Below are 26,363 nucleotides of genomic sequence, written 5' to 3' on the forward strand. Positions count from 1 at the left end.
CGTCGCATTCGTATCGCTCACCCGCGGAGCCTGCCCCCGAAACTGGTGTCTTGCCTGTTCGGTGGTGTTTGTGGTGGCGGAACTTTCCGCCCGGAAATTTTCTTCGTCTACGTATCTTGGCGGATGTTTCCGCGGTCGCCGCGGGGTTGCATGCTTCATATGGGGTCGTTTGAAATGCCGCGCAGCAACCCGTGGCTGACGGTGGAGATGTTGGCGCCCGAAGGCATGTCGGCGGCGTCGGTCGGCGGACAGGCTCGGGAGTTCGCCGGTTGGCAGCGCGTGGTGCAGAGGATGATGGCGAAGATGCCCTCGGCCCACGGCCTGTCAACCAGCAACGCCTGCGAGGCGCTCACGACCGCGGCCCGCGACGCGGTCGATGTGGATCTGCGGGTCCCCACCGATGCCGGCCCGCACCGGATGCTCGCCCGTCCGGTGCTCGGGCCCGCGGGCGACGTGCACGCGGTGCGGTTGTGGATCGGGCCGGTCGGCGTGCGGGTGCCGATTCCGACTGCTGCGGTGGGCGGGATCTGGGATCTGGCCTCGCAGACGATCCGGTTGCCCGCCGGGGTGACCGAACTGACCGGGATGTCGCCGGCGGACTACGCGCCGACCATGTCGATCGCGGAGCTGTTCCATCGCTGGACCGGCTTCGACCGGCATGCCGAGGTATTGGATCTGCTCTACGACCCGAATCCGGGCGCGAGCCTGCAATTCGATGTGACAGTTGGAATTTCGGCCCGCTGGCTGATCTCCATGCGGGCGCGCGACGACCTGCGCACCAATGGCGCGTGGCTGCTGATCGAAGATGCCGGACCGGTCGATCCCGGTGCGCAGGTGACCACGCTGGAGCGCGTCGCTCTGCGCGAGGCGCACCGTCGCGCGGGAACGCATCTGGGCGTGCTGCAGGTGGACCACGCGAGCATTTCGCACTGGCTGACCGATCCCGCGCCCTGGGTGCGCTGGGACAACCTGGCCTCCCCGGTCGAGGTGTTCCATCCGGACGATCGCGCACAGCTCGCCGCCGTGGCCGAACGGCTGCGATCGGGTTCGGCCGCGACGGTGACGCTGCGGGTGTTGAACCATTGCGGCGGTTACACTCCCGCGTCGCTGTCGCTGTATCCGTATCCGGGCTACTCGGCCCGGCATCTGGCCATCGCCGAATTCGTGCGTGCCGCGCTGCCCGAGGAGCCGGTACCGGTCAAACCCGCTCGGATGGTCGTGGAGCGGTCGCGGTGCCGTACGACGCTGGCCGAGGAGGTCGGGTCCGCGCGGCAGCGCATCTCCTAGCGCGGTTCGCGCCCGATCCTGGTGATGGATTATCGCACCAGGTGGAAGCGTTTTCACGCAGATGTATCATCGGCACTATGAATGTCGCCGAACTGCATCGGCTGGTTCGCGTGCTGCGCGAGATCGCGTCGAGTGCGACGGTGTGCTCCGGTGATCAACAGATGTCGGCCGGGATGGTGGCGATCGTGCAGGACGTCACCGCCCATCCGGACTCGGCCATCGGCGATATCGCGGAACGAACCGGCCTGGCGCAGAGTTTCGTCTCGAAAACCGTTGTGCGCCTGCGGGAGGGCGGTGTCTTCGAGGTGTCCCAGGACCCCCGCGACGGCCGGCGCACCCTGGTCGCGGTCCGCTCCGGCAGCGTAGCGCGCAAACAGGTGCCCGACACCTCGGTGCCCATCGAGGAGGGATTGCGTGCGGTCTTCCCGGATCTCACCGATGCGCAGATGAACCGAATCATGTTGGGGCTGAGCGTACTTGCCGACGAGATTCTCGGTGACCGCACGCCCGAGCCGCAGGTCTCGGTCCGCCGCCCGCGGAACTGACTCGGCGCCGCCCTCGCGATACGCGAATCCGGCTGCCCGCGAGGGCATTTCCCGATAACGGGAAGATATCGGATTCGGCTCTTTCGGGGATTTCGGTACATTCGGGCCATGCTCGCCGCATTCCCCGATATCGGGCGCTACTATCCCTCGACCTCCCAAGCGTGGGAATGGCAGCTCGACGGGCATTGTCGCGGAGTGGATTCGGAGGTTTTCTTCCATCCCGATGGTGAGCGCGGCCGGGCCCGCGCCGAACGCGCGTACCAGGCCAAGCGGATCTGCCGCGGCTGTCCGGTGCTGGAACGGTGCCGGGAGTACGCGCTCGCGGTCGGTGAGCCGTTCGGCGTATGGGGTGGAATGACCGAGGAGGAGCGGCGAACCCTCCTGGAGAGCTCCCGGGCATCGCGCTTACGCGCCGAATGGCCGATCCACCGTGGCGCTCATCGAGCTTCCTGGGGCCGAGTGCCATTGGCGTGACTGATGGCGATCTGCACGCGTGAGGTGAAATCGAGTTTGGCCAGAATGCTCGACACATGTGTCTGCACCGTCCGCCGGGACAGCAGCATCTGCGCGGCGATCTGTGAATTCGACAAACCCTCGGTGACGAAATCGGCGACCCGGCGTTCGGTGGGAGTCAGTGCGGCCCAACCGGATTTCGGCCGGTTGCGCGGGCCGCGACGGCCGTGCCGCAGCCCCAGGCCGCGCAACCGGGCATCCGCGCGGGCGACGGCCCACCGGGCGTCCATGCCGGCGTACAGTTCGACCGCCGAATCCGACGCCGAGCGCGCGGCATCGGTGCGGCCCGCCTGCGCGTACACCGCGGCCAGATTCTCATAGGCGTGCGCGGTGTAGAACGGCCGCCCGGCCGTGCCGAACAGGTCGGCCGATTCGGCGAGCAGGGCCGGATCCTGTTGCGCCAGACCGGTACACAGCAACGCCGTCGCATGCCGGGAATTGGTCGCGATTCGCTCGTCGGACCGCTGCGCGGCGTCCGCGATCGACCGCAGATCCGCCATGCGCTCGGTGATCGCCGCCAGCCGGGCCATCTCCGGGTAGATGTGGTAGAGCGTGATCTCGGTCCACGGCGACTCGACCCGCGCGCAGGTGGCCAGCAGCAGATCCAGCGCCTCGCCGGGGCGCCTATCGCGCTCGAGGGCCACCGCCCGAGCCCAGGCGCGCACGTGCAGACCGGTGCGACCGGCGATGTCGTCGATCAGCGGCGGTATGGAATCCGGTGTGCCGGTGAAGGTTCCCCGGTAGACACCGATCAAGGCGGTCAGGCTCGGCGCGACGCGCCCATAGCCGAACACGTCCGCGGTGTTGTGACATCGCTCCAGCGTGACCAGAGCGTCGTCCCAGCGGCCGCTGGTGAAATGCAGTTTGCTCAGCGCCAGCAGATTCGCGGTCTGCATCGCGCCGCCGCTGCGCTCCTCGTAATCGACTGTGGTGGTGAGGATTTCCTCGGCACGCTCGGGTCGGTCGAGTTCCATCAGGCACTGGCCGCTGACCAGGTACGGATTGAAGTGCCCGAATGTGCTGCGGCCCTGGCTCAGCGCCTCGTACTGCCGGATCAGGTTGTCGCCCAGTTCGATACATTCCTCGAGGCGGCCCTGGTAGTACCGGACCAGCCCGAGCGAGAACTGCGCCATGCCGATCGCGACCGGATCCGCGAGTTCGAAGCCCAGGGTCCGGGCGCGATCGGCGGCCCGCTCCGCGTCGTCGAGCCGATCCAGCAGATGCGAGACCACGGCCAGCACGCCCTGGTGGCGCGCCTCGCGGATCGGCGGCGCGCCCTCGCGTACGGCTGTTGTCGAAACATCGTGCGCGGCAGCGACTTTCCCCTGCGCAAGACATGCCTGGGAGAGCAGCCACAGGAAATCCCCGCGTCGGCGTTCCCCGGGTTCGGGGAGTCGTTCCAGGGCCTCGCGCGCCGCGCGTTCGGCCTCGGCCGCGCGCCCGCTCCACAGCAGGGCGCGCACCAGCAGCAGTCGCAGCCGATTCGTGGCGGGTGCCTGCGGATCGGAGGTGATGGCCGTGCTCAGCAGTCGTACCGCGCTCTCGGGTGCGCAGATCATCAGCCGGTTGGCCGAGGCGAGCAGCCAATCGGTACTCGGCGAATCCAGCTTCACCCCGGCCGAAATCAGATATCCCGCAATGCGTTCGATCGGCCCCTCCGCGGTTATCAGGGTCTGCGCGGCATGCCATTGCAGACTGGACCGGGTGGCCCCGGGCACCTGATCGGCGAACACCCGGCGGATCAGATCGTGCCGGAAGACCAGACCGGTGCGCCCGGAGATCAGCACCCCGACATCGGTTGCCACGGCCACGATCTCATCGATCTCCTCGGCCTCGGCCCCCAGCACGCTGGTGAGCTCGCCTGCCTCGACGCCCGAGCCCAGGGCAGCCGCGAGCGAGAGCACCCGTTGCGCGTTCGTCGGCAGATAGTCCAGCCGGCGCAGGATGGCCTCGGTCAGTGAGATCGGAAGGCGCGGATCGGTTCGTCCGCCGGGCGCGCCCGCGGCGAGGTCCACCGTTCCGTCGTCGGCGGTCGTCAGCTGTCCGGCCTGTCGCAGTCCGGCCACCAATTCGGTTATGAACAAGGGATTTCCGGCCGCCCAGGTGAGTGCGCGCGCCAGCCCGGGGCCGACCGGTGCGCCCAGGACGCTCGCGGCGAGTTCCGCGCCGTCCGGTTCGTCCAGCGGTTCGAGTCGCACATGGGCCGCGCCCGCCGCGGTGACTCGCCCGATGACATCGGTCACCGTGCCCTCGCGCGGTAGCGGGCGCACCGCGAGCACGATCAGCAGCGGCAGCTCGTCGATCAGTTCGGCGAGACGCTCCAGCGTGCGCAGGGTGGCCGGATCCGCCCAGTGCGCATCGTCCACGACGACCGCGACCGGACCTGTGGCGCAGAGCCGTTCGACGATCTCGGCGAAGGTGTCGATCACCGAGTTCTCCCAGCCGATCGCATCGCCCGCGGCCGTGGTCTCCCCGCGCAGCAGCGCGCGCGAGCGGTCGATCAGCTCCGCCGGGACCTCTTCGGCGAACCAGTCGGCGGCCGACCAGGTCCGTGTCGCGGCGAACGGCGTGCGCATCTCCAGTTCGCTGGCGGCGCAGGCCAATACCCGCATGTGCACCTGGCCCGCCGAGCCGAGGATCTGCTCGAGCACCGAGGTCTTGCCGCTCCCGGGCTCACCATCGATGATCAGCACGCCGCCGCGTCCGACGACCGTCTGCGCGAGCCGCTCGGCAACGACGATCAGCTCGCGTTCGCGGCCGACCAGGCGACGATCGTGCGTGTCGACCTCGCCGGCACCGTGGGAAACGTCCGACATACCAACTCCAGCTCCTGCCAGGCGCTCGATATTACTCACCGGCGATCCGCGCGCCGAACATTCGGTCACTGTTCACTTTTCGTGAACGAAGTGTCGCATTTGCCCGAGTCGGCGTGCCGCCGCGGGCTCCCCTACTTCCCAGTCGTGAGAATTCCGCAAATAATGTGCCGTTGAATAACGGTACATTATCCCCCGTGATGAGTCCCGGAAGTGTCGTCGGGAGACCGGCGTCCGGGCAGCAGCGACCCGCACATGAAAGAAGCGGTAATGAGCAGAATCAACGGACCTGTGTCCCAGCGGTTCCGGGTAGCCATCCGGGCGGCCCTGTGTGCCCTGGCCGCGATCACCGCGACCGGACTCGGCGCGGCGAGTGTCCCCGCGGCGCACGCGGACGCCACGGGTATGCCGTGCCTGTGGGCGGGCAACAGCTACCGGCAGGGGCAGGTGGTGTACGCGGGAGGTTTCGCGTTCAGCTGTCATATGGACGCGTTCGGCGTGGCGCACTGGAACAAGGACGGCGCGTCGGGGCATCACAGCACCGTGTCCAATCCGGGCGCGACCGGCAATCCCGCCGGTAGCTTCAGCCCCGGCGCCTGGCAGCCCGGCACCTCCTACAACGACTACTGCGTCGGCAATCAGCTGATCGAGGGCAGTGCCGACATCTATACCGCGGTCACCGACAACAGCGGTCTGTTCGTGTACTGGCGATCGGTCGGCCCGATTTCCTGGTGGAACTTCGACTCCGGCGTGCGGCCGCCGTCGGCGAGCTGGCGGTCGTCGAGTCTGTGTCAGGACGGCGTGCTGACCTGATCCCGGCGTGCTCGCGCCACCTTCGCAGGTCGCGCCGGAGCCGCGACGTCACGAGTCTGCACAGCCCAGCCACAGGTTGGGCACAGTGCACTGATAGCGCATCATCGTCTACTGGATCGGCCGCCGGCACGGTTCGGCGGCGATTTCGACAGGTGCACGACATCAAGACATGACGACGGAAAGGCTCCGCATATGGCCCGGGATCTGACGCAGCTGGAAATTCTCACCGAACTCGAGCCCGTCGCCGAGCAGAACGTCAACAGGCATCTGTCGATCGCCAAGGAGTGGCATCCGCACGACTACGTGCCGTGGGACGCCGGGCGCAACTTCGCGGCGATGGGAGGAGACGACTGGGATCCGTCCCAGTCGTCACTGGGTGAGGTCGCCAAGGCGGCGATGATCACCAATCTGCTCACCGAGGACAATCTGCCCTCCTACCACCGCGAGATCGCCGAGAACTTCTCGATGGACGGCGCGTGGGGCACCTGGGTGGGTCGCTGGACCGCGGAGGAGAATCGGCACGGCATCGTCATCCGGGACTATCTGGTGGTGACCCGGGCGGTGGATCCGGTTGCGCTGGAACGGGATCGGATGGTCCACATGACCAATGGCGCGCAGTCCCCGGACGACTGGGGCGGATTCCTGGAGAACGTCGCCTATGTGACGTTCCAGGAGCTGGCGACCCGCGTCTCGCACCGCAACACCGGCCGGGCCTGCGACGATCCGATCGCCGACCGGATGTTGCAGCGCATCGCCACGGACGAGAACCTGCACATGATCTTCTACCGCAACCTGTGCGCGGCCGGACTGGATCTGGTACCGGATCAGCAGATCGAGGCGATCGCCCGGATCGTGACGAATTTCGTCATGCCCGGATACGGCATGCCCAATTTCCGCCGCAACGGCGTGATCATGGCCAAGCACGGCATCTACGATCTGCGCCAACATCTCGAGGAGGTCGTGCGGCCGGTGCTGAAGATCTGGGATGTGTTCGGCCGCAACGACTTCGGTCCGCGCGGTGAGCGCGCCCGGGACGAGCTGGCCGCATTCCTGGAGAAATTGGACCGCGACGCCACCAAATTCGAGGAGCAGCGGGACCGGCTGCTGGCCCGCGAGGCCGCGCGCGCGACCCGGGAGCGGGCCACCGTCTAACCGTCGTCCGGCGAGCCGCTCGCGCCCGGCAGATGCACGGTGAACACCGTCTCGCCGGGCTCGCTGGTCACCGTGATGTCGCCGCCGTGTGCCCGCACGACGGCGCTGGCGATGGCCAGGCCCAGCCCGGTACTGCCGGTGTGGCGCGAACGCGAGGAATCACCGCGGGCGAAACGTTCGAAGATCTCCGGCACCAGCTCCGGCGGGATGCCGGGTCCGGTGTCACGCACCCGCCACCGCACGCCGCCCGCGCCGTCCGATTCCAGCGAGGTGGTCACCACGGTGCCGGGGCCGGTGTGCACGCGGGCGTTGGTCAGCAGATTGGCCAGCACCTGATGCAGGCGCGCGGCGTCGCCGGTGATCTCGACCGGTTCGTCGGGCAGGTCCAGATCCCACTGGTGATCGGCCCCGGCGATATGGGCGTCGTTGACCGCGTCGACGGTGATCTGGGTGAGATCGACCGGTTCGTGCTCGAGCGGGCGCCCCGAATCCAGTCGCGCCAGCAGCAGCAGATCCTCCACCAGACCCGACATCCGGTTGGCCGCGGCGTCCACCCGGCCCATCGCGTCGGCGACGGCCGCGGGCACCGCGTCGCTGTCGCGCCGGGCCAGTTCGGTATAGCCGCGGATGGCGGCCAGCGGGGTGCGCAGTTCGTGACTGGCGTCGGCGACGAACCGGCGTACGCGCGTCTCGCTGGCGTAGCGAGCCGACAGCGCGCCGGTGATGTTGTCCAGCATGCGATTCACCGCCGCGCCGAGCCTGCCGACCTCGGTTCGCGGATCGGCGTCCTCGGCCGGAACCCGCACGGGCAGTTCGACTTCGCCGCTATCCAGCGGCAGATCCGCGACCCGGTAGGCGGTCGCCGCGACCCGGTCCAGCGGCGCCAGCGCGCGGCGAATCAGCGTGATACCCACCGTGATCGCGATCAACAGCACGATCGCGGCCACAACCAGCAGCACCACCAGCACCCGTAGCAGCGTCGCGTCGACCGGCGCCATGGACAGTCCCGTCAGAACGATCTGGCCGTCCTCGGATCCGGGCTCGGCCACCACTCGGTACCGCCCCAGACCGTCCAGGCTCATGGTCCGCGGGTTGCCGTTGGCGGCGACCCCGGCGAGCCGGCGTTCGGCTGCGTCGCTCAGCGCGGTCCGATTGCCGTCCGAACCGAGCTTGCCGACCGCGGTGATCGTGCGGCCCTCGATGATCGCCCCGATCTCGTCGGGTGGCACCCCGGGCCGGGACAGGAATTCCGGGCCGGGGCCGCTGGTCGGCGTGGGCGGCGTGCCCTGCGGCCTCGGCCCGGACGGCGGGGCCGTCGAATCCGCGCCCGGTGGCGGTGGAATCGAATCCGAATCGGGCGGGGGTGGCCCGAAGAAGTGCGGCGGTCCGCTGACGGCCATCTGGGCGCGGTTCTGCGCACCCGCCAGCTGGCCGTCCAACTGGTCCACCAGGAACTGTTGCAGCGCGAGTTCGGTAGCCACCCCGATGCCGATCACCACCGTCACCAACAGCAGCAACTGCCCGGCCAGCAGCCGCGCCCGCAAGGACCAGGGGCGCGGACCGGCCGTTCGGCCGGAGGGGGCGGCGGTGATCACCGCACGAATTGTCCCATCAGCCTGCGGAGTCGTCGTCCGGTGGTCGACCGTCGCACCCACGACGGCCGCGCAGCGCGCGGAATCCGACGCCGCGGGACGACCAGCGCACACTTCACCGGGCCCAGGTCTGAACGCCGGGTCTCGATATGTGGCGCCGAGCCGGCTCGACGCCAGAGTGGGGCTCGGTGAGCCGCGATATCGCTCCCGGCTCGAATCGAATCGACTTCCGCGGCTGCCACGGCCGAGTCACGGACGTGTGACGGACCGCCGGAATTCGATGCGGGGCCGGAGAATCGGCGTCGGGCTGGAGTCGCGCTCACTCCTGTGGGGCCGGCGGCTGTGCCCACGCCCCGGACGTGGGACCGGATCGTTCGGGGTCAGCCGTGGGCCGGGGGAGCCGTTGAACCGCTTCGAACTCGAGCCGTGCTCACTCCCGCCGGGCCGTGGTCGCCGCGGCCCGGTCTCGGATACCGGGCCAGTCGGCGGCGGCTAGTGCGGCGGCGGGGGTGAGCCACGATCCGCCGACGCAGCCGACGTTGGGCAGCGCCAGGTAGTCGCGGGCGGTGGCGGGGGTGATCCCGCCGGTCGGGCAGAAACGGGCCTGGGGCAGGGGACCGGCGAAGGCGCGCAGAGCCGTTGTGCCACCGGAGGATTCGGCGGGGAAGAATTTCATCTCGGTGATGCCGCGTTCCAGCACGGTGAGGATCTCCGAGATGGTCGCGACGCCGGGCAGATACGGCAGGCCGGTATCGGCGAGGGCATCCAGCAGGTTCGGGGTGGTTCCGGGACTCACCAGGAAGCGCGCTCCGGCGGCCACCGCGGCCTCGACCTGTAGCGGGGTGACCAGGGTGCCCGCACCGACGACCATCTCGGGAACCTCGGCCGCGATGGCCTCGATGGCGGGCAGTGCGGCATTGGTGCGCAGGGTGATCTCGATGATGCCGACGCCGCCGTCGAGCAGCGCGCGGGCCAGGGGGACCGCGCGCTCCGGGTCGTCCAGAACGACGACGGGGACGACCGGTGCGATATCGAGGATGTTCATGCTGGCTCCGGGATCAGTCGGTGCTGTTCGAGCGCCACGGCGGCGCCGCGCAGCGCGGGTGTGGCGGCCACGATGAGTTCGGTGGACACGGAATCGAGATAGCCTGTGATGGAACGGTTTCCGATGAACCGGGCGCGGAAGTCGCTGTCGGCGAGGAAATCCACGATTCCGGGCAGGATGCCGCCGCCGAGCAACACTCCGCCGCGCGCCCCGAGGGTCAGCGCGACGTTCCCGGCGAAGGTGCCGAGCATTCCGCAGAATATCGAAAGCGCTTCGCGGGCAATGGCATCGGCACCACGCCGCCCCGCCGTGCACACCTGTTCGGGTGGTCCCGCCGCGGGCGCGACCCCGTGCACGACGCACAGCGCCCGGTACAGCCGTCCGAGACCGGGGCCGGACAGCGCGGTCTCGGCGTCCACGATCGGATGCTGTTCGCGCAGCACTCGCGCGACCTGCATCTCCTGCTCGGTCTCCACCGGCAGCCCCGCGTGTCCGCCCTCGCCGGGAATCGCGATCCAGCGCTCCCCCAGGCGCATCAGCCCGCTGACGCCCAGGCCGGTCCCCGGTCCGATCACCGCCATCGGCTCCGCGGCCCACCGCACGCCGCCGCCGATCCGCACGAAGGCCGAATCCGGGAGATCCGGTACGGCCAGCGCCAGTGCGGTGAAATCGTTGATCAGCTCGAGCCGGCCCAAGCCCAGTCGCATCCGGCTCTCGGAGATCGAGAAATCCCAGTGCGCGTTGGTGAGCCGGAACCGGTCGCCGCGCACCGGCCCCGCGACGGCGGCGCAGGCCATCGACGGTCGTACCGCGAATGGCATTCGATCGAGGTAATTCTCCACCGCCGCGACGAGATCCGGGTAGTCGGCGCAGCGCAGGATGCGAACCTCGAACGGTTCGCCGCCGAGTTCGCCGATCAGACCGAACCGGGCATGGGTGCCACCGATATCGGCGACCAGCCAAGGTTCGCCGGGGGAGGGGGTGCGCGTCATCGCGCCGCCCCGAATACGCTCGCGCCCCGATCGGCCGGGCCGACTGCGGTGCGGAAGCAGTCGAACAGCTCGCGTCCGGTGCCGATCGGCTTTGCCGGGGTCTGCGCGGGTGGCCTGGCCGCGAGTTCGACCGGATCCACTCGGATGTCCAGTGCACCTGTCTCGGCGTCCAATTCGATGACGTCGCCGTCCGCGATGCGAGCGATCGGACCGTCCGCCGCTGCCTCGGGCGTCAGATGCATCGCCGTGGGTACCTTGCCCGACGCACCCGACATCCGGCCGTCGGTGACCAGGGCGACCGCGTATCCGCGATCCTGCAGCACCCCCAGAGCCGGTGTGAGCTTGTGCAATTCGGGCATGCCGTTGGCGCGCGGGCCCTGGAAACGCACGACCGCGACCATGTCCCGATCCAGCAGTCCGTCCCGGAACGCCCCGAGGAATTCCTCCTGATCGGCGAAAACCCGTGCGGGAGCGCGGACAACGCGATGTTCGGGTGCGACGGCCGAAACCTTGATCACCGCGCGGCCGAGCGATCCGTCGAGCATGCGCAGACCACCGTCGGGTGCGAACGGGTCCGCCGCCGAGCGCAGCACGGATTTGTCGCCGCTGTCGCAAGGCCCACGGTGCCAGGCGAGTTCGCCGTCCGCCTCGAGGATCGGCGCCTCGCGGTAGTGCGTGCTGAGGCCGTGTCCGGCGACCGTGGTGACGTCGTCGTGCAGCAGTCCGGCGCCGAGCAACGCGCCGATCAGCAGCGGCATGCCGCCCGCCCGCTGGAAGGCGTTGACGTCGGCCTCGCCGTTGGGGTAGATGCGGGTCAGAGTGGGCACCACGGCCGACAGTTCCGCGAAATCGTCCCAGCGCACATCGATTCCGGCCGCGGCGGCCATCGCCACGAGGTGCATCGTGTGATTGGTGGATCCGCCCGTGGCCAGCAGCGCGACGATGCCGTTGACGATGGCGTGCTCGTCGATCACCTCGCCGATCGGGGCCGCTCCGCCGCGCAACGCGGTCAGCTCCACGATGCGCCGCCCCGCCGCGACGGTCAGCGCCCGGCGCAGCGGTGTATTCGGCGCGACGAAGCTCGCACCCGGCAGATGCAGACCCATCACCTCCATCAGCAACTGATTGGAATTCGCCGTTCCGTAGAAGGTGCAGGTCCCGGGGCCGTGATAACTGGCCGATTCGGCGGCGAGCAGATCGGCCCGGGTGGCCGCGCCCTCCGCGTAGCGCTGGCGGATCCGGCTCTTGTCGGCGTTGGCCAGGCCCGAAGGCATCGGCCCGGCGGGCACGAACAGCATCGGCAGATGTCCGAAGGACAGCGCCCCGATCACCAGTCCCGGCACGATCTTGTCGCAGACGCCGAGCAGCAACGCGCCGTCGAACATGTCGTGGGACAGCGCGATCGCGGTGGACATCGCGATGACGTCCCGGCTGAACAGCGACAACTCCATCCCCGCCCGGCCCTGGGTGATGCCGTCGCACATGGCCGGAACGCCACCGGCCACCTGCGCGACCCCGCGTGCGCCGGTTACGGCCTCGCGCAACACATCCGGATAGTCCCGGTACGGCTGATGCGCCGAGAGCATGTCGTTGTAAGCGGTGACGATGGCGATATTGGGCTGCGTCGCACCGTGCAGCGCGAGTTTGTCCGCCGGTGCGCAGGCCGCAACGCCGTGCGCGATATTGCTGCAGGCCAACGACATTCGGGCTGGGCCGCGGCCGGCGGCGGCCCGGATGCGAGTCAGGTAGGCGTGCCGCGTACTCGCGCTGCGTTCGGTGACGCGGGCGGTGACGGCGGCCAGGACGGGATGGATGGGCGAGTCGATGTGGAGCGGCATCGCGGACTCCTTCGTGTGTGATCGGCCACACAGCACGCTAGAGATACTTAGGCTTATTTGCAAGCAAACTTTGGTTTGATAAGAACAAAATAGAGGGTGTGTCGGCCCGAGCTGGACGGATAGTGTGGTGCTCTACGGATTCGGTGAGGAGGTGCGGTGACCGGTCGACCGATGGCGACGCCCGGCGTTTCGGCGGGCGATGTGCTTGGCCTGATCCGCGGTAACGATGTGGTCACCCGCGCGGACATCCGCCGGCTGACCGGCCTGTCCCGCACGGCGGTGACCTTGCGCGTGGAACAGCTGCTCGAACGCGGCCTGGTCGTCGAATGCGCCGACGGCGGTTCCACCGGCGGCCGCCCGCCCACCCGGCTGATGTTCAATCCGGAATCCGGTCTGGTGCTGGCGGCATCGACCGGCGCCAGCCGTGCCCAGGTCGCGGTCTGCGATCTGGCCGGGCGGGTGCTCGCGGAATCCGAATTCGCCGTTCCGGCAAGTGGAGTCACCGAATCTCTGCTGGTCAGCGCGGCCGAGCGGATGGAGGCGCTGCTCGAGCGAATCGAGGGGCCGCGGCGAGTGGTGCGCGGGGTCGGAGTGAGTGTGCCGAGTGCGGTCGACGTGGCCACCGGGCACAGCGTCGGCGCCGGGCCCGCCCTGGGTGAGGTGGCCGTCGCGGAATACTTCACCGCGCGTTTCGGCGCGCCGGTGCGGGTGGACAGCGATGTCAACGCGCTGGCGCTGGCCGAGCACGCCCGCCACCCCGACGTCTGTGACCTGTTGCTGCTCAAGGCGTCCACGGGGATCGGCGCGGGCATCATCGCCGGTGGTCGGTTGCAGCGCGGGGCCTGGGGCAGCGCGGGGGAGATCGGGCACATCAAGGTCACCGGAGCGCCGGATCGGCGCTGCCGGTGCGGGGATTTGCACTGTCTGGAAACCGTGGCCGGCGGCTGGGCGTTGCTGGAACAGCTCGCCGCGCAAGGGAAATCGGTGTCGGGACTGCCCGAACTGGTAGAGCTGGTGCGGGCCGGTGATCCGGAGGCGCTGCGGGTGGTGCGCGAGGCCGGCCGCCGGATCGGCGAGGTCCTGGCCGCGGCGGTGAATCTGCTCAATCCGGCGCTCATCATCGTGCGCGGGGATCTGTCCCACGCCTACGAACCGCTGGCGGCCGGCATGCGCGAGCTGATCTATCAGCGTTCCTCGGCATTGGCCACCCGGGCGCTGCGCGTCGAACCGGGCGCGTCCGACGCGCCGACGGGAGTCGCCGCGTGTGCGGCGATGATCTTGGATCAGGTGCTCTCGCCCAGCGCCGTCAACGCCTTGCTGGACGCCTGATCGCGGTAATTACGACGCGCTCTGTCCGATATCCAGTGAGACCTTCGTCACAGTTCTACGATCGGATGCATGCCAGCCCTGCGGAACGGTTCGACGATGATCGAGGGGAGGGTGGCGTGCGAGACGCCGGGGGCGGCGACGATCGCATTCCGGGGTGGGCCCGGTATCCCCGTTGCCGTTGCCGCGCGAGCTGAGGCTCGCCGGGCGAGATCGGCAATTCTTCTGGGGCGCAAGAACATCGGGTTCCGGATCGGCTATGCCGACGGTTCCGTGGTGCGCGCCGAACCGCTGGACGAGGTGAGTATCGTGCTGCGGCGGGGCGACGGCGCGGCGCTCGGCACGATCCGGCGTGGGGATACCGTCACCGCCGTCGCGGCCACCGGCGGCACGCTGTTCCACGTCGTACCCGATCCTGACGAGTCGTGTACGCCGGAATTGTTCCGGCTCGTGCTGCTGGACCGCTCGGGCGGCGAATTCGGTCGCCTGGACGTCATCCGCACCGTCGGCGGCTGGTCCTCGCACCGCCTCGCCGACCCCCTGGGCGATACCTACCTCTGGTGGGATCGCACCGGTGTGCGGCTGCCGGTGCCCATCCTGGGCACCCGTCTCGCCGCACCGCATCCGCTCGACCGCGTCGAACGCGATATGGCCCTCGCCGCCTGCGCCGATATCGCCCTGGGCCTGCGCCCGTACATCCCCGCCATGCGGTCGGGGTGTGCCGTCGGTCCCTGAGCCCGGCGTCCTTGTCGGGTAAGACTTTTCGCTCGGTGTCGAAACTGGCGGGGGCGTACGCGATTCGTGTGTATCTCGACCAGTTCGATCGTCGCGTCACCGGATCGACCCGGTAGCCGGGAGTGAACAGTTCGGCGGGCCGGGAATCGGGCTCGCGCCAACTGCCGTCCGGTCCGGATTGCCGACTGGTAGCCATGAAATCTCGGTGTGATCGCTGAACGTTGGCTGAAATTATGAAATGATAACTAACATTTCAGATTTCACAATATCAAGCTTTGAATCAGGGTGATATGTCCGAAGTTAGCTGCGACACGCGAAAAGAATCGTCGTAGATGTCCGGAAAGTAGCTGAAGTGGCTCTAGAGTGAGGACGGCCGCAGTACACGGACTGCTTCCGGGGTGGAGCCGTCGGAGTGATGCGAGTACGCGGCGCTCTGTGGGTGGGGAGGCTTCCCGTGACAAGTGGGCGACTCGCGCCGGAAGCCTCCCCGTCCGCGCGTGCGTCGCGGCCGAAATATACGAGGGGAGAACGATGATGGGTTCACAGTCCGAGATGTCGCGTCTCGTGGGCGAGGTCACCGATCGCTACGGTTCGCTCGACGCGTTCTTCGCTCGGCTGCGCGCCGAATTCGACGATCAGCCGACCACGCAACTACCCGTGATCGATCCTGTCGCGTGCGAACCGGTGGCGTGGTCGGCGGTTCCGGAGCAGCGCGAGCGCGAGATGCCCACGCCCGCAGCGGAAGTCGAGACCCGGGCAGCGGATCGCGGCGACGACCGAGGCGGTGCGGACGACGGCGACCGGGCCGGGTTCGCGGTCGCGCCACCGCGCGCCGGAGTGTGGGGCCGGCTGACCGGCCGAATGCGGTGAATCCGGATCGGCGGTGCGCCTTCACAGATCGGCGGTCTCCGGGAAGAGCTTCTCGGCGCGGCGCAGGGCGGTGGCGAAGTTGGTCAGGATCACCAGCGATGAATCGGACAATCCGTCGGCGTTGCGCGCCAGGCGACGTACCGCATCCTGGCTGAACGCGTCGATCAGTGCACTGTCTCCGCGTTGAATCCTGGTCTCCGACACGCGATCCTCCCGTCCAACGAGACCGCGTCCCCGAATTGTCGTGTTGATCACGATCCGTCCCTGCTGTAGGCCCATCGTAGGCGGACATCGTCCCGCGCACGGGAACATCCCCGTTCGAGCGTCGGCCGGCGCTCGCTCATCGGCGGATTCGCGGGGCCGGCCCGCGGAATCGGCCGGTACGGGATGATGCTTTCGAACGGCAGCGATCTCGCGGGACTGGTATGCCTGTATCGGAGCCATCGTGGACGGCGACGACGCAGACGTAGGGTGAGGAGTTTCCGGGATGTCCCTCGAAGGCCACGAGTTCGATACGCAGAAGGCGCATTCGGCGCGCATGTACGACTATTACCTCGGTGGCAAGGACAACTATCCGGCCGATCGCGAGGCGGCCTCGCGGGTGATGGAGATCTTCCCGGAGGTCGGTCAGGCGGCGCGGGCCAACCGCGATTTCATGTTGCGCGCGGTGACCGCGGCCGCCGAAGCCGGTATCGACCAGTTCCTCGACGTCGGCACCGGAATTCCGACCACGCCGAACCTGCACCACGCCGCCCAGGCGGTGAACCGCGCCGCGCGAGTCGTCTACGCGGACAACGATCCGCTGGTCCTCACCCACGCCCGAGCCTTGATGACGGGCTCGGACGAGGGCCGGACCGCCTTCGTTCTGGCGGATCTGCACGACTCCGAGGCGATCTTCGGCTCCGCCGAGTTCACCGACCTCGTGGACCTGTCCCGGCCGGTCGCGGTGAGCCTGGTCGCGCTGCTGCACTTCGTCGTCGAGAATCCGGCCGGGGTGGTGAAGCAGTTGATGGACGCGGCGCCCTCGGGCTCCTGGCTGATCGTCTCGCACGGTGCGTCCGACCTGGACCCGGAGCGTTTCGCCAAGCTCCAGGGAATCTACGACGCCTCGGGCGTGCCGATCATGTGGCGCTCCCGCGAGGAGGTCACCGCGCTGTTCGACGGCTTCGAGCTACTCGAGCCCGGGGTCGTGCCGCCGCACCGCTGGCGGCCCTCGGACCGGTTCTTCCTGCGCGAGGAAGTCCTGGCCGAGATGGACCGGGTGTACGGCCAGTACGCCGCTGTGGCCGTGAAGCCCTGAACCCATGCACCCCGAGATTCTGGCCCAAGCGGGCTACACCTCCGCCGCCGTTGCCGAATCCCCTGTCCGCGAACTCTTTCCGGGGATTCGGCTGCGTTCGCTGTGGCAGGGGGAGTCCGGTGCGCACGCCCACGTCCTGGAGATGGACCCGGGCAGTACGTGGCCGCGGCGCGATGTGCACGAGCCCGGCTCCGAGGAGGTCTACGTGGTCGCGGGCGTTTTCAACGACGGGGCCCGCGACTACCCCGCCGGGACGTTCCTGCACGCCCCGGCGGGTAGCTGGCACATCCCGAACAGCGCCGCCGGTTGCACGTTGTTCGTGTTCTATCCGGAGGGGTAGGCGCCCTTGATGACGAAGTAGGAGCCGCGGATGGTTCCCGCCAGCTTCGACTTCTGCCTCGCGAATTTGAACGAGGCGAGTTCGGTGGGAACTTCCATGCCGTCGGAGAGTTTGAATCCGACCGCCCGCTTGCCTTGATCGTCGATCGAGTACATGACGTTGATCGACAGGCCGCTCTCGTAGAAGACGTACGCGATGTGCAGGTTCTCCACCTGGAAGGCCGTCGCCTCGAGCGGACGGGAGGCGATGACGATCCCGCGTTCGTCCTCGAGGATCCGGCTCACCCGATCGATCACCGACCGGGCGTCCTCGGCGGGCTCCACCGTGAAGACGTGGTCGTACTTGTTCTTGAAATATCGGGCCTCGTTCGCCCGCAGCCCGGCCAGGGCGGCCGCGACCGGCGACGATTCCAGGCCAACGGTCGAAACGTTGTCGAAGTCCACTGTGTAGGTCATCACGAACTCCTCAGCTCTGCGCCGGGCACTCGGGCTGAACTCTACAGCTCGCGGGCGTGCCGACCCGTGACTCACTTCAGGACGTTGACCGCGCGGGCGATGACGAGGATTCCGGTGACGAAGGATATGGCGGCCTGCACGGTCATCATCATCTTGGTCCAGCGGGACAGGGGCATGACGTCGGTCGGGCTGAAGGCGGTGGCATTGGTGAAGGCCAGGTAGAGGTAGTCGGCGAATTGTGGTTCCCAATCGCGGTCGGCGAGCTTGCCGAGTTGCATCTGGGGGAACAGCAGATCGGGATGTTTCCTGCGGCCGTGTGCGCGCGCGGCCGGGCCGCCGCGATCGAATTCCCAGTACCACAGCGCGAAGACCAGCACATTGGTTACCCAGACACCCGCGCCGGAGGACAGCAGCACACCCGGGTCGTTGCTGAGCGTCCCGTTGATCAGTCCCGCGACCAACCGGTCCACCGACCACGCGGTGGACACCCCCAGCAGGCCCGACAATGCCAGACTCGCCCAGCGCAACCACTGCGTCTCCCGGTCGATCCGCACCGGATTGGCCACGATCAACACCACCAGCAGCAGCAGCGCCAGGCCCGGAACCAACGCCGTCGGCCGTATCGTCAGGCGATCGGGCAGCCTCCACTGCAAGGCGACTACGACGAGCACCGCGAAAGTCGCGGCCACTCGCGATTCACCCGCGCTGCGCCGGGCCCATGCCGGAACCGAGTCGGTATCGTCACTCACCGCGCCCAGTATTCCCGCTGGGCGGACCGAGCGGTGGCAGGCGTCGGGGCGCGGAGCCCGGGAACTACCGAATCCTGTGCTGCAGTTCGGAACTGAGTCTGCGCACGAGGGCGCGCAGGCGTTCGTGGGTGGCCGATTCGGGGTCGCCGAGTCGTAGTTGCAGTAGTTCGCGACCGGCCGCGTGCAGGACGTAGGCGGTGTATTCGGGATCCTCGAGGTTCGGATTCGCATGCAGCAGTTGACGAATGAAATATTCGCGGACCGCGGCCTGGGCTTGCGCGAGGCGTTCGTACAGTTCCGGCGGGGCGCCCTGGGGCGGGAACAGGAACAGGCGCCAGGTGTTGGGATACGCGTCGACGGCTCGGAGTATGCCGTCGAAAGCGCGCAGTACATCGCTGTCGCCGTCCTCTCCCTCGGCCACGGCCTCGTTGAACTGGATCGCCGCTCGGGCGGCCTCGCGGTCGATCAGCGCGACGAACAGTCCGGCGAGATCGCCGAACTGCTGGTACAGCAGTGAGCGATTGACCCCCGCCGCGTCGGCGATGCGATTCGGCGTCGCCGCGTGGAAGCCCTCGGCGGTGATGATCATGTGCGCGACGTCGAGGATCTGCTCTCGCCTGTCCTCGGCCGTCATCCGTCGTCGGCGCTGCGCGTTCACCCTTGACAGCATAACTAACGCATCGTGAGTATGGTTACTGACAACTTGTTAGTTTTTGCTGGAGGCTTCGATGACGACCCACTATCCGGACCTCGCGCGACGCGTGCGCAGTCAGCGCGAGTTGCAGCCGGAGCTCTACGGCGGCATCGACTTCGACACTCCGCCGTACCGGCTCACCACCGATCCGGACGATGCGTCGGCGCTGCCGAAGTGGGTGGCCGAGCGTGCGTCGCTGCTGACCGACGAGCGTGTGGTCGAGCTGATCTCGACGGCCACGATGCTGGGCGACACCGTCGCGGATCCATTCGCCGCGCTTATGCCGCGGCACAGTGTGACCGACCTGGTCGGCATGGTCCGGCGGGCCTGTCGCGAGGGCGTCGAGGCGGTCCCCGACGCGCCGCCGGAACTGGTCGCGTTCATCGCCGATATGGAGGCCACGCCGGCATGGCTGGATATGGACCTGGTCCGCAAGGGTGCTCGCCAGGCCCGCGTCGATGCGGCGCTGCTGTCGCCTTTCATCACCCGGGGCGCGTTCATCGCCACTTTCACCAATACCTATGCGGCGCTGCCGATGGCGCTGACCGGGGCGTTATCGGGGCGGCGCGCGACCAGGCGAGTCAACGAGACGGCCAACTTCTTCGCGGTCACCACCCTGCCGGGTGCGCTGGACCGGTACGGACCCGGATTCGAGGCGGCGGCCATGGTGCGATTGATGCATTCGATGGTTCGCTACAACGCGCTCGAACGTTCGGATCGCTGGGAACCGGAGATCTACGGCGTGCCGGTGCCGCAGGTCGACCAGATGCCCGCCGGGATGATCGGCCTGTATCTGCTCGCCGTCCGGATTCGCCGCGCGGGACGGACCGAATTCACCGAAAGTGAGTGCGCCCTGGTCGAATTCGCGCGCTACCGCTGCTTCCTGCTCGGACTGCCCGAGGAGTTGCTGCCCACCACGGCCGAGGAGATCATCCAGGTCTTCCACGCCCGCGCCGCGCTGCTGCGCGATGGATTCGACGACGCCACCTGCGGCGGGCTGATCCGTTCGACGATGGCGGCCTATCTGCGCTCGGGGCATACCCGGTTCGATCGCATCGCCGACGCGGTCGAGAAGAGCTACAGCACAGCAGGTTTCGTGATCGCCTTCTGCCACGGCAATCGACATGTCGCCCGGCGCATGGGTGTATCGATCGGACTGTTCGATCTCGTGCGCATCGCGCTGACGGCGCCGTTCATCCTCGGCCGTCTCGTGGTGGTGACCGGCGCGAATCGCATCCCGGCGTTGCGCCCGGCCGTCGACCGGTACATCACCCGGCTCGTGCGGCGCCGATTGGCCGCCTACGGCAATCCCGAATTCGTCAGCGATGCAAGGACTTACACGCCCATCGCGCATTGATGACAGGTGATGCGCGATCTCGGGACCGATATCGCCGCCGAATATCCTCGCGGTAACGCCACCGGCCGGATTCCGATTACGGCGTAACAGGTTTTTCCGGTAGACAGCGTAGAGGAGTAACGACGTGAGGCGTTCTAGGTTCGCTCGCGTGGGTTCGGGTGTGGCAGGGGTTGCGATCGTCGCCGCGGCGACGGTGTCGTTCGCCGCGCCCGCGTCCGCCGATCAATACATCACCGTGTCCGGCACTACCCAGTGCGCCGGCCAGTCGTACACGTTGACCGTGGCTGCGTCGAAGATCCAGACCGGTACGACGGGCTACTACTTCCTGGACGGTGCGAGCCTCGGCTCCGCGACCCGGATCGGCGCCCAGCAGTCCTATCGGTCCGGTTCCGGTCAGAGCGCCACCGCCACGTGGACGCCGACGACCAGCGGAACGCACGATCTCTGGATGCGGGGCATCGAGCCCAACGGCGGCTACACCATCGGCCCGGTGGCGGTGACCGTGCAGGCCGCGGGCAGTGCCGGGTGCAGCAGTTCCGCCGGCACCGGCAGCGCGGATTCTCTCCCCGTGATCGGTAATCTGCTCAGCTCGCTCGGGCTCTAGTTCCGCTCGATCGCCTCAGCGGTACGCGGTTCGCTCGGCGGGGCGGCGCCTCGCCCGGTTCCGGTGCGCGAGAACAACTCCGCTCCGGACTCGGGTTCAACGGATTTCGTACGTGCCGTCGAGTCGTGCGCGGCCGATGACGTGGCCGGTGAGCGCGGCGATCGTCTGGTCGAGGGTGAATCCGGTTGGCAGGTCCGGGGTTCGGTCGAGGGCGAACAGTTGGAAGACGTAGGAGTGCGGGCCGTGCGAGCGAATCGGCATCGGGCCCATCCAGCCGCGCCGGCCGAGACCGCCTTTGCCGTGCCGGATTCCGGGGACCGGAGCGGGCGAGGCGAGGGCGTTGTCCGGCAGTCCCGGCAGCGTGGGATCGATGCCGATCGCCAGGGCGTGCGTGGCCGATTTCCCGAACGGGACGTCGGGATCCTGCACGATCAGCGCGAGTTCGACGGTGCCGGAAGGTGGTTCGGTCCAGGCCAGGGCGGGGGAGATGTTCGCGCCGAACACCCGGCCGCGATATTTCTCCGGGATGGCTGTCTCGTGCTCGAAGACGGGACTGGTCAGAGTGAAGTTCTCCGTGGCCTGTAGCTCGGGGCGAGCCCATACGAGGGTGTGGTGACCGGCGCGCCGATTGCGCAGGGCGATGCCGAGAGGATTCGCGGGCATATTCGATCTCCTGTCGTTTCGGGTCCATTGTGATCACCGGCTCGTGCTGCCCGTCGTCCGCACCGGGTCCGGCCTCGCGCGACGGTGCTCGCCGGACGCGGGCGGGCGGAGTCGCGGGCTGCGCGTTCCGGCTGCCGGCGGCCGATCGCCCGCGTTCGCGCTGCGCCCGGACGCGATCACCAGCATGATGGGGGGATGTTCGAAGGGGTGAGTGCGTGCGCGGATTTCTGATCTTCCTCGTCGTGGTGGTGATCGCGCTGGTCGCCGGCGATCGAGTGGCGGCTGTATTGGCGCAGAACGAGATCGGGACCAAGATAGCCGCCGAATACGGTATGGCGGACCGGCCGAGCGTCCGCATCGGCGGCTTCCCGTTCCTGACCCAGGCCGTCGCCGGTAAGTACCACGACATCGAGATCCACGCCGGGGAGTGGTCCGGGGAGAAGATCTCGGTCCACGACCTCGACGTGACGCTGACCGATGTCGCCGCGCCGCTGAGCGACGTGCTGCACGGCAATACCGCCGATTACGTGGCGGATTCGGCGTCGGCGACCGCCCGGGTGCCCTACGACACGGTGCGGCAATTCGCCCCCTCGGGGGTGAAGTCGATCTCCTACGGCACGGACGGGATGCACGTCAGCGGGACGTTCACGGTCGAGGGCATCCAGGTGCCGGGCACCGTCGTGGTCACCGTCTCGCCGACCGAGAACGGCATATCCGTCACCCCGGTCTCCGTGCAGGCCGCCGTCGGTGGCCCGAGCTTGTCGCTGTCTCTGCTGCGGCAGACGCTCACGTTCGTCGTTCCACTGCAGAAGCTGCCGCTGGGCGCGCGGCTCACGGCCATCCAGCCCGCTGCCGACGGCCTGCACGTCACCGCCGTCGCGCACTCCGTACACCTGTCGGACGTCTCCTGAGCCGCCCCGCGGCCACGGTAGATCACCGTTGGTGACCAGCGACGACGAGTTCGATGTCCGGTCACCGGGACTCGGTATCCGAAACTGCTGGACGCCTGTCTAAACAGCTGTATCATGCAGATGTCTCCATGGCGCGCCAAGCGGGACGCGGGCATAGGATCGCGCGGGCTGCGCGGGTCCTGGACCTCGATCCGAGTTCGTCCCGATCGTCGCGCGACCAGCCCTGCGGCGATCCCGATCGTGAAAGCAGTGTGACGATGAAGACACAAGGCGCCCTCATCTGGGAATTCAACCAGCCCTGGTCGATCGAGGAGATCGAGATCGGTGAGCCGCGCGGCCACGAGGTCAAGGTGCGGATGGAGGCGGCGGGTATGTGCCACTCCGACCACCACCTGGTCACCGGCGGCATTCCGATGGCGGGTTTCCCGGTGCTGGGCGGGCACGAGGGTGCGGGCGTGATCATCGAGGTCGGCCCCGGCGTCGAGGATCTCGCGGTCGGCGATCACGTGGTGCTGTCGTTCATACCGTCCTGCGGTAAGTGCCCCTCGTGTCAGGCCGGTCTGCGCAACCTGTGCGACCTGGGCGCGCTGCTGCTGGCCGGCACCTCGGTCAGCGACGGTTCACATCGGATCACCGCGCGTGGTCAGGACGTATTTCCGATGACGCTGCTGGGGACCTTCGCCCCGTACGCCGTGGTGCATCAGAGTTCGGTGGTGAAGATCGATCCCTCGATCCCGTTCGAGGTCGCCTGCCTGGTCGGCTGCGGCGTCACCACCGGATATGGCTCGGCCACCCGCGCCGCGGACATCCGCCCGGGTGAGGACGTCGCGATCATCGGTATCGGCGGTCTGGGAGTCGCGGCGCTGCAAGGGGCGGTGCACTGCGGTGCGCGGTACATCTTCGCCGTCGATCCGGTCGAGTGGAAACGCGAGCAGGCGTTGAAGTTCGGCGCGACGCACGCCTACGCCACCATCGAGGAGGCGACCGCGGCGTGCGCGGAGATCACCGCGGGCGGTATGGCCAAGAAGGTCGTCGTCACCGTCGGCGAGGCGCACGGCCGCGATATCGACACCTGGCTCGGCATCACCGCCAAGGCGGGTACCTGCGTGGTCACCGCGATGGGCAGTCTCGTCGAGAACGAGGCCACGCTGAACCTGGCCATGCTGTCGCTGCTGCAGAAGAGGTTGCAAGGCACCATCTTCGGCGGCGGCAACCCGCACTACGACATTCCGCAACTGTTGTCGATGTACAAGGCGGGCAAGCTGAACCTCGACGATATGGTCACCCGCCAGTACCGCCTGGACCAGATCAACGACGGCTATCAGGACATGCTGGACGGCAAGAACATTCGCGGCGTCATCCGCTACACCGACGCCGACCACTGACTCGCACAGGGGTTTTCCGTATGCGTCGTGGACGTCTGCGGAAAATCCGCGGTATTCGTAACACTCTGTGGCGCAGCCGGATTCAGCCGACGGTGACCGGCAGGGTTTCCCAGCCGCGGACCGTCGAGGTGGGGGACAAGGTGATCTTGTCCCAATCGACGTCCCAAGTCGGGAAGTGTCTGAGGAGTTCCTCCAGCGCGATCTTGGCTTCCAGCCGGGCCAGGGCGGCACCGAGGCAGTAGTGCGTGCCGAAACCGAAGGTGCGCAGATTGCTCATCTTGCGGTGGATGTCGAAGCGGTCGGGATCGGACCAGCGATCCTCGTCGCGGTTGGCCGAGGCGACGAGCAGCATCATGGCGCTGCCCGCGGGGACGGTGACGCCACGCAGTTCGACGTCGGTGGTGACGTACCGGGCGATCGCGTGGCCGGTGGGTTCGAAGCGCAGCGTCTCCTCGATGGCGTTCGGGATCAGGCCGGGATCGGCGACGAGTTGGGCGCGCTGCTCCGGATAGCGGGTCAGCAGTGAACCGAGCCAGCCGATCAATCTGGCGGTGGTCTCGTTTCCCGCACCGGCCACGACCGAGATATAGGTCAGGATCTCCTGACGGGTCAGGGTCCGCCGCACCCCCTCGACATCTTCGAACTCGGCGTGCAGCAATTCCGTCATCAGATCGTCGGAGGGATGCTCGGCGCGCCAGTCGATGTACTCCGCGAAGTGGTCGGTATTCGGAATAGCCTGCTCGACCTGCATCTGCTGTCCGGGTTCGGTGCGCAGATCGGCGTCCGCGCGATCGCGGACCGACTGCTGGTCGGCTTCTGGAATGCCGAGCAGCATGCCGATCACCCGCATCGGCACCTCGTTCGCGAACGCGGTCATGAGGTCGAAGTGGTCCACGCCGGCCAGGCGCTCCAGCGAGCGGACGCACATCTGGCGGATCTGCGGTTCCAGCGACAGCACCCGCCGCGGGGTGAACACGCGCACCAGCAGCGAACGATGGATGTCGTGCGCGGGCGGATCCTCCATCGGCAACGTCCCCGGCGGAATTTCCACACCGGCCTTGATGATCTCCAGAATCGGTCCGCGCGAGGAGGAGAACGTCTTCCAGTCCAGCAGCGCGCGATCGATATCGTCGTGCCTGCTCAGCGCGTAGAAGTCGTGCCGCTCGTTGTAGTACAGCGGTGCCTCGGCGCGCAGCCGCCGGTACACCGGATACGGATCGTCGGCGATATCGCGGTCCCAGGGATCCCAGTAGACCGGTTCTGTAGGGCGCACGCGATACTCCTCCGACTCTCCAGGGAGTTTCCATCACTCTCCCTGTCGAGTAACAAAGTTACCATTCAGAAGAAGATGAGTATTTAAATCGGAGAGTCAAATTCTCTCGAAAATCGCCGCCCGGATGCGGTGCGCGGTCCGCCCAGCTCGACGTCCTGGGCCGCCTCGATACCCTGCTCGGGGCGTCGCGGGATCTCGGCCCGGCGCAGCCGGGGGGCTACGAGCGGGAACAGAGCGGGCCGCCGCGAGTCACTTCTTGGTGAAACCGCGTGCGCAGAAGTCCCAGATCTCCGCGCCGGTGACCGGGTACTGGGTCTCGTTCTCCGGATCCTCCGCGGACTGCGCGCTGAACATGACGGTCTGCATGACCATGGCGGCCATGCGCCGGGGGATGACATCCTTGCGCAGTTGTCCCGCCGCCGCGGCCTCGTCCAGCAACTCGGTGAACAGCGCGAGCACCGGAGCGTGCGCGAGTTTCACCTGGGCGGGGTGGGTTATCAGCAGTTGCGGTGCGAAGTCGGTGAACAGCGGCCGGCGCGCGGTCGGGTCGGGGCGGCACAATTCGAACAGCAACTCGATGACGATACGCAGGCGTTCCACCGGATCGGACGCATTGGTGGCCGCGACGCGCAGTTGGTCGGCGGTGCGCACCAGGGAATCCTCGAACAAGGCCAGCAGCAGTTCATGTTTGCTGTCGAACTGCAAGTAGAAGCTGCGCAGGGACTGCCGGGACCGGTCCACGACCTCCTGGACGGTGAAGTCGGTGGTGCCCTTTTCGGTGATCAGCGCCTGCGCGGCGTCGAGGAAGCGCTGCACCCGCTGCTCGGCTCGCATCTTGGCGGTGCGCAGCGACCGCTCGACCGCCCGTTGCTTCCAGCCCGGCTCTTCGATGGGGCTTGTCACGGATGAACCTGTTGGTTGTCGCGTGTGCAGAACATCGTTGCACTCTACCGGAGAATGTGATGTCGTCTGACCGCTCTTTACGGTGACTCTGATCTCCTGTTCGTTTCTATTTATTTGCTCGCAGCGCGAATTACGTTTCCAAGCGGCCTCGCCGGAAGATCTTGATGGAGAGCCTTGTCACACTGGCGGCGGTGGTTCTATCGTGGTG

Annotated in this window: 26 protein-coding genes; 14 read left to right on the forward strand and 12 right to left on the reverse strand. The window is 67.8% G+C overall.

From position 1 onward, the window contains the following. Positions 1 to 159 precede the first annotated feature (159 nt). The 3 genes from NV1_RS38650 to NV1_RS42920 all read left to right on the forward strand — a co-directional run bounded on the left by NV1_RS38650 (position 160) and on the right by NV1_RS42920 (position 2,306). Positions 160 to 1,287 (forward strand): GAF domain-containing protein, encoded by a 1,128-nt coding sequence (locus tag NV1_RS38650; protein WP_157117659.1) that lies wholly within the window; start codon positions 160 to 162, stop codon positions 1,285 to 1,287. 77 nt (positions 1,288 to 1,364) lie between these two features. Next, entirely contained in the window at positions 1,365 to 1,832 is a 468-nt protein-coding gene (locus NV1_RS44820) for a winged helix DNA-binding protein (protein ID WP_067903554.1), read from the forward strand. Positions 1,833 to 1,940: 108 nt separating this feature from the next. Continuing rightward, entirely contained in the window at positions 1,941 to 2,306 is a 366-nt protein-coding gene (locus tag NV1_RS42920; protein WP_084526539.1) for a WhiB family transcriptional regulator, read from the forward strand. On the opposite strand, the gene NV1_RS38660 is transcribed toward NV1_RS42920, so the two are convergent. Then, complete coding sequence (locus NV1_RS38660) at positions 2,270 to 5,161, reverse strand: ATP-binding protein (RefSeq protein ID WP_067903558.1); 2,892 nt, start codon at positions 5,159 to 5,161, stop codon at positions 2,270 to 2,272. The two genes, NV1_RS42920 and NV1_RS38660, sit on opposite strands and share 37 nt — an antisense overlap. A gap of 267 nt (positions 5,162 to 5,428) precedes the next feature. On the opposite strand from NV1_RS38660, the gene NV1_RS38665 reads away from it, so the two are divergent. Both NV1_RS38665 and NV1_RS38670 read left to right on the forward strand, forming a co-directional pair. Continuing rightward, positions 5,429 to 5,971 carry a hypothetical protein gene (locus NV1_RS38665; RefSeq protein WP_067903560.1) on the forward strand — a complete coding sequence of 181 codons (543 nt, stop codon included), beginning with the start codon at positions 5,429 to 5,431 and terminating at the stop codon, positions 5,969 to 5,971. Between the two features lie 192 nt (positions 5,972 to 6,163). Next, positions 6,164 to 7,123: an acyl-ACP desaturase gene (locus tag NV1_RS38670; protein WP_067903563.1), complete on the forward strand. Its 960-nt coding sequence runs from the start codon at positions 6,164 to 6,166 to the stop codon at positions 7,121 to 7,123. Here NV1_RS38670 and NV1_RS38675 read toward each other — a convergent pair. The 4 genes from NV1_RS38675 to edd form a co-directional block, all read right to left on the reverse strand. Beyond that, positions 7,120 to 8,718 (reverse strand): sensor histidine kinase, encoded by a 1,599-nt coding sequence (locus tag NV1_RS38675; RefSeq protein WP_084526543.1) that lies wholly within the window; start codon positions 8,716 to 8,718, stop codon positions 7,120 to 7,122. The genes NV1_RS38670 and NV1_RS38675 overlap by 4 nt on opposite strands. A 427-nt stretch (positions 8,719 to 9,145) precedes the next feature. Continuing rightward, positions 9,146 to 9,760 (reverse strand): bifunctional 4-hydroxy-2-oxoglutarate aldolase/2-dehydro-3-deoxy-phosphogluconate aldolase, encoded by a 615-nt coding sequence (gene eda, locus NV1_RS38680; protein WP_067903566.1) that lies wholly within the window; start codon positions 9,758 to 9,760, stop codon positions 9,146 to 9,148. After that, a complete protein-coding gene (glk, locus tag NV1_RS38685; protein ID WP_067903569.1) occupies positions 9,757 to 10,752 on the reverse strand; it encodes a glucokinase in 996 nt (331 codons plus the stop codon). The genes eda and glk overlap by 4 nt, the downstream gene beginning before the upstream one ends. Continuing rightward, positions 10,749 to 12,590: a phosphogluconate dehydratase gene (gene edd / locus NV1_RS38690; RefSeq protein ID WP_067903572.1), complete on the reverse strand. Its 1,842-nt coding sequence runs from the start codon at positions 12,588 to 12,590 to the stop codon at positions 10,749 to 10,751. Before edd ends, glk begins: the two co-directional genes overlap by 4 nt. 156 nt (positions 12,591 to 12,746) lie before the next feature. Between edd and NV1_RS38695 the strand changes: the two genes are divergently transcribed. From NV1_RS38695 to NV1_RS38705, 3 genes are all read left to right on the forward strand, one after another. Beyond that, positions 12,747 to 13,919, forward strand: a complete 1,173-nt coding sequence (locus NV1_RS38695; RefSeq protein ID WP_245714152.1) for an ROK family transcriptional regulator — start codon at positions 12,747 to 12,749, stop codon at positions 13,917 to 13,919. 69 nt (positions 13,920 to 13,988) lie between these two features. Continuing rightward, entirely contained in the window at positions 13,989 to 14,651 is a 663-nt protein-coding gene (locus NV1_RS38700) for a hypothetical protein (RefSeq protein ID WP_067903578.1), read from the forward strand. 534 nt (positions 14,652 to 15,185) lie between these two features. Beyond that, positions 15,186 to 15,521, forward strand: a complete 336-nt coding sequence (locus NV1_RS38705) for a hypothetical protein (RefSeq protein ID WP_157117661.1) — start codon at positions 15,186 to 15,188, stop codon at positions 15,519 to 15,521. A gap of 21 nt (positions 15,522 to 15,542) precedes the next feature. Here the strand turns inward: NV1_RS38705 and NV1_RS38710 are convergent, their stop codons facing one another. Next, entirely contained in the window at positions 15,543 to 15,725 is a 183-nt protein-coding gene (locus NV1_RS38710; RefSeq protein WP_157117662.1) for a hypothetical protein, read from the reverse strand. Between the two features lie 283 nt (positions 15,726 to 16,008). Here NV1_RS38710 and NV1_RS38715 point away from each other — a divergent pair, with 283 nt between their 5' ends. Both NV1_RS38715 and NV1_RS38720 read left to right on the forward strand, forming a co-directional pair. Beyond that, positions 16,009 to 16,821, forward strand: a complete 813-nt coding sequence (locus tag NV1_RS38715) for an SAM-dependent methyltransferase (protein WP_067903585.1) — start codon at positions 16,009 to 16,011, stop codon at positions 16,819 to 16,821. 4 nt (positions 16,822 to 16,825) lie between these two features. Next, positions 16,826 to 17,161, forward strand: a complete 336-nt coding sequence (locus NV1_RS38720) for a cupin domain-containing protein (protein ID WP_067903587.1) — start codon at positions 16,826 to 16,828, stop codon at positions 17,159 to 17,161. Here the strand turns inward: NV1_RS38720 and NV1_RS38725 are convergent. The 3 genes from NV1_RS38725 to NV1_RS38735 form a co-directional block, all read right to left on the reverse strand. After that, positions 17,146 to 17,616, reverse strand: coding sequence for a DUF8821 family protein (locus NV1_RS38725; protein ID WP_067903590.1), 471 nt, complete (start codon positions 17,614 to 17,616; stop codon positions 17,146 to 17,148). The two genes, NV1_RS38720 and NV1_RS38725, sit on opposite strands and share 16 nt — an antisense overlap. A gap of 71 nt (positions 17,617 to 17,687) precedes the next feature. After that, entirely contained in the window at positions 17,688 to 18,365 is a 678-nt protein-coding gene (locus tag NV1_RS38730; protein ID WP_067903592.1) for a DUF1345 domain-containing protein, read from the reverse strand. A gap of 64 nt (positions 18,366 to 18,429) precedes the next feature. Beyond that, complete coding sequence (locus NV1_RS38735; protein ID WP_067903594.1) at positions 18,430 to 18,999, reverse strand: TetR/AcrR family transcriptional regulator; 570 nt, start codon at positions 18,997 to 18,999, stop codon at positions 18,430 to 18,432. Positions 19,000 to 19,093: 94 nt separating this feature from the next. Between NV1_RS38735 and NV1_RS38740 the strand changes: the two genes are divergently transcribed. Next, positions 19,094 to 20,416, forward strand: a complete 1,323-nt coding sequence (locus NV1_RS38740; protein ID WP_067903626.1) for an oxygenase MpaB family protein — start codon at positions 19,094 to 19,096, stop codon at positions 20,414 to 20,416. 124 nt (positions 20,417 to 20,540) lie between these two features. Then, entirely contained in the window at positions 20,541 to 21,020 is a 480-nt protein-coding gene (locus tag NV1_RS38745) for a hypothetical protein (RefSeq protein WP_218027349.1), read from the forward strand. A 96-nt stretch (positions 21,021 to 21,116) separates the two neighbouring features. Here the strand turns inward: NV1_RS38745 and NV1_RS38750 are convergent, their stop codons facing one another. After that, positions 21,117 to 21,683 carry a YbhB/YbcL family Raf kinase inhibitor-like protein gene (locus NV1_RS38750; RefSeq protein ID WP_067903599.1) on the reverse strand — a complete coding sequence of 189 codons (567 nt, stop codon included), beginning with the start codon at positions 21,681 to 21,683 and terminating at the stop codon, positions 21,117 to 21,119. A 215-nt stretch (positions 21,684 to 21,898) separates the two neighbouring features. Between NV1_RS38750 and NV1_RS38755 the strand changes: the two genes are divergently transcribed. Both NV1_RS38755 and NV1_RS38760 read left to right on the forward strand, forming a co-directional pair. Further along, positions 21,899 to 22,594, forward strand: coding sequence for an LmeA family phospholipid-binding protein (locus NV1_RS38755; protein WP_067903602.1), 696 nt, complete (start codon positions 21,899 to 21,901; stop codon positions 22,592 to 22,594). Positions 22,595 to 22,851: 257 nt separating this feature from the next. Next, positions 22,852 to 23,979 (forward strand): NDMA-dependent alcohol dehydrogenase, encoded by a 1,128-nt coding sequence (locus NV1_RS38760; RefSeq protein ID WP_067903604.1) that lies wholly within the window; start codon positions 22,852 to 22,854, stop codon positions 23,977 to 23,979. 82 nt (positions 23,980 to 24,061) lie between these two features. On the opposite strand, the gene NV1_RS38765 is transcribed toward NV1_RS38760, so the two are convergent. Both NV1_RS38765 and NV1_RS38770 read right to left on the reverse strand, forming a co-directional pair. Next, positions 24,062 to 25,252, reverse strand: coding sequence for a cytochrome P450 (locus tag NV1_RS38765; protein ID WP_067903607.1), 1,191 nt, complete (start codon positions 25,250 to 25,252; stop codon positions 24,062 to 24,064). 249 nt (positions 25,253 to 25,501) lie between these two features. Then, entirely contained in the window at positions 25,502 to 26,155 is a 654-nt protein-coding gene (locus tag NV1_RS38770) for a TetR/AcrR family transcriptional regulator (RefSeq protein ID WP_067903610.1), read from the reverse strand. Between the last annotated feature and the right edge of the window lie 208 nt (positions 26,156 to 26,363).

This window comes from Nocardia vaccinii NBRC 15922 (assembly GCF_001613305.1).
Lineage (GTDB): Bacteria > Actinomycetota > Actinomycetes > Mycobacteriales > Mycobacteriaceae > Nocardia > Nocardia vaccinii.

Excerpts from the sequence above, each read along its gene's own strand:
- NV1_RS38650 (WP_157117659.1), top strand. The coding sequence starts at position 160 with ATGGGGTCGTTTGAAATGCCGCGCAGCAACCCGTGGCTGACGGTGGAG.
- NV1_RS44820 (WP_067903554.1), top strand. The coding sequence starts at position 1,365 with ATGAATGTCGCCGAACTGCATCGGCTGGTTCGCGTGCTGCGCGAGATC.
- NV1_RS42920 (WP_084526539.1), top strand. The coding sequence starts at position 1,941 with ATGCTCGCCGCATTCCCCGATATCGGGCGCTACTATCCCTCGACCTCC.
- NV1_RS38660 (WP_067903558.1), bottom strand. The coding sequence starts at position 5,161 with ATGTCGGACGTTTCCCACGGTGCCGGCGAGGTCGACACGCACGATCGT.
- NV1_RS38665 (WP_067903560.1), top strand. The coding sequence starts at position 5,429 with ATGAGCAGAATCAACGGACCTGTGTCCCAGCGGTTCCGGGTAGCCATC.
- NV1_RS38670 (WP_067903563.1), top strand. The coding sequence starts at position 6,164 with ATGGCCCGGGATCTGACGCAGCTGGAAATTCTCACCGAACTCGAGCCC.
- eda (WP_067903566.1), bottom strand. The coding sequence starts at position 9,760 with ATGAACATCCTCGATATCGCACCGGTCGTCCCCGTCGTCGTTCTGGAC.
- glk (WP_067903569.1), bottom strand. The coding sequence starts at position 10,752 with ATGACGCGCACCCCCTCCCCCGGCGAACCTTGGCTGGTCGCCGATATC.
- edd (WP_067903572.1), bottom strand. The coding sequence starts at position 12,590 with ATGCCGCTCCACATCGACTCGCCCATCCATCCCGTCCTGGCCGCCGTC.
- NV1_RS38700 (WP_067903578.1), top strand. The coding sequence starts at position 13,989 with ATGCCAGCCCTGCGGAACGGTTCGACGATGATCGAGGGGAGGGTGGCG.
- NV1_RS38705 (WP_157117661.1), top strand. The coding sequence starts at position 15,186 with ATGGGTTCACAGTCCGAGATGTCGCGTCTCGTGGGCGAGGTCACCGAT.
- NV1_RS38715 (WP_067903585.1), top strand. The coding sequence starts at position 16,009 with ATGTCCCTCGAAGGCCACGAGTTCGATACGCAGAAGGCGCATTCGGCG.
- NV1_RS38720 (WP_067903587.1), top strand. The coding sequence starts at position 16,826 with ATGCACCCCGAGATTCTGGCCCAAGCGGGCTACACCTCCGCCGCCGTT.
- NV1_RS38725 (WP_067903590.1), bottom strand. The coding sequence starts at position 17,616 with ATGACCTACACAGTGGACTTCGACAACGTTTCGACCGTTGGCCTGGAA.
- NV1_RS38735 (WP_067903594.1), bottom strand. The coding sequence starts at position 18,999 with ATGACGGCCGAGGACAGGCGAGAGCAGATCCTCGACGTCGCGCACATG.
- NV1_RS38740 (WP_067903626.1), top strand. The coding sequence starts at position 19,094 with ATGACGACCCACTATCCGGACCTCGCGCGACGCGTGCGCAGTCAGCGC.
- NV1_RS38750 (WP_067903599.1), bottom strand. The coding sequence starts at position 21,683 with ATGCCCGCGAATCCTCTCGGCATCGCCCTGCGCAATCGGCGCGCCGGT.
- NV1_RS38760 (WP_067903604.1), top strand. The coding sequence starts at position 22,852 with ATGAAGACACAAGGCGCCCTCATCTGGGAATTCAACCAGCCCTGGTCG.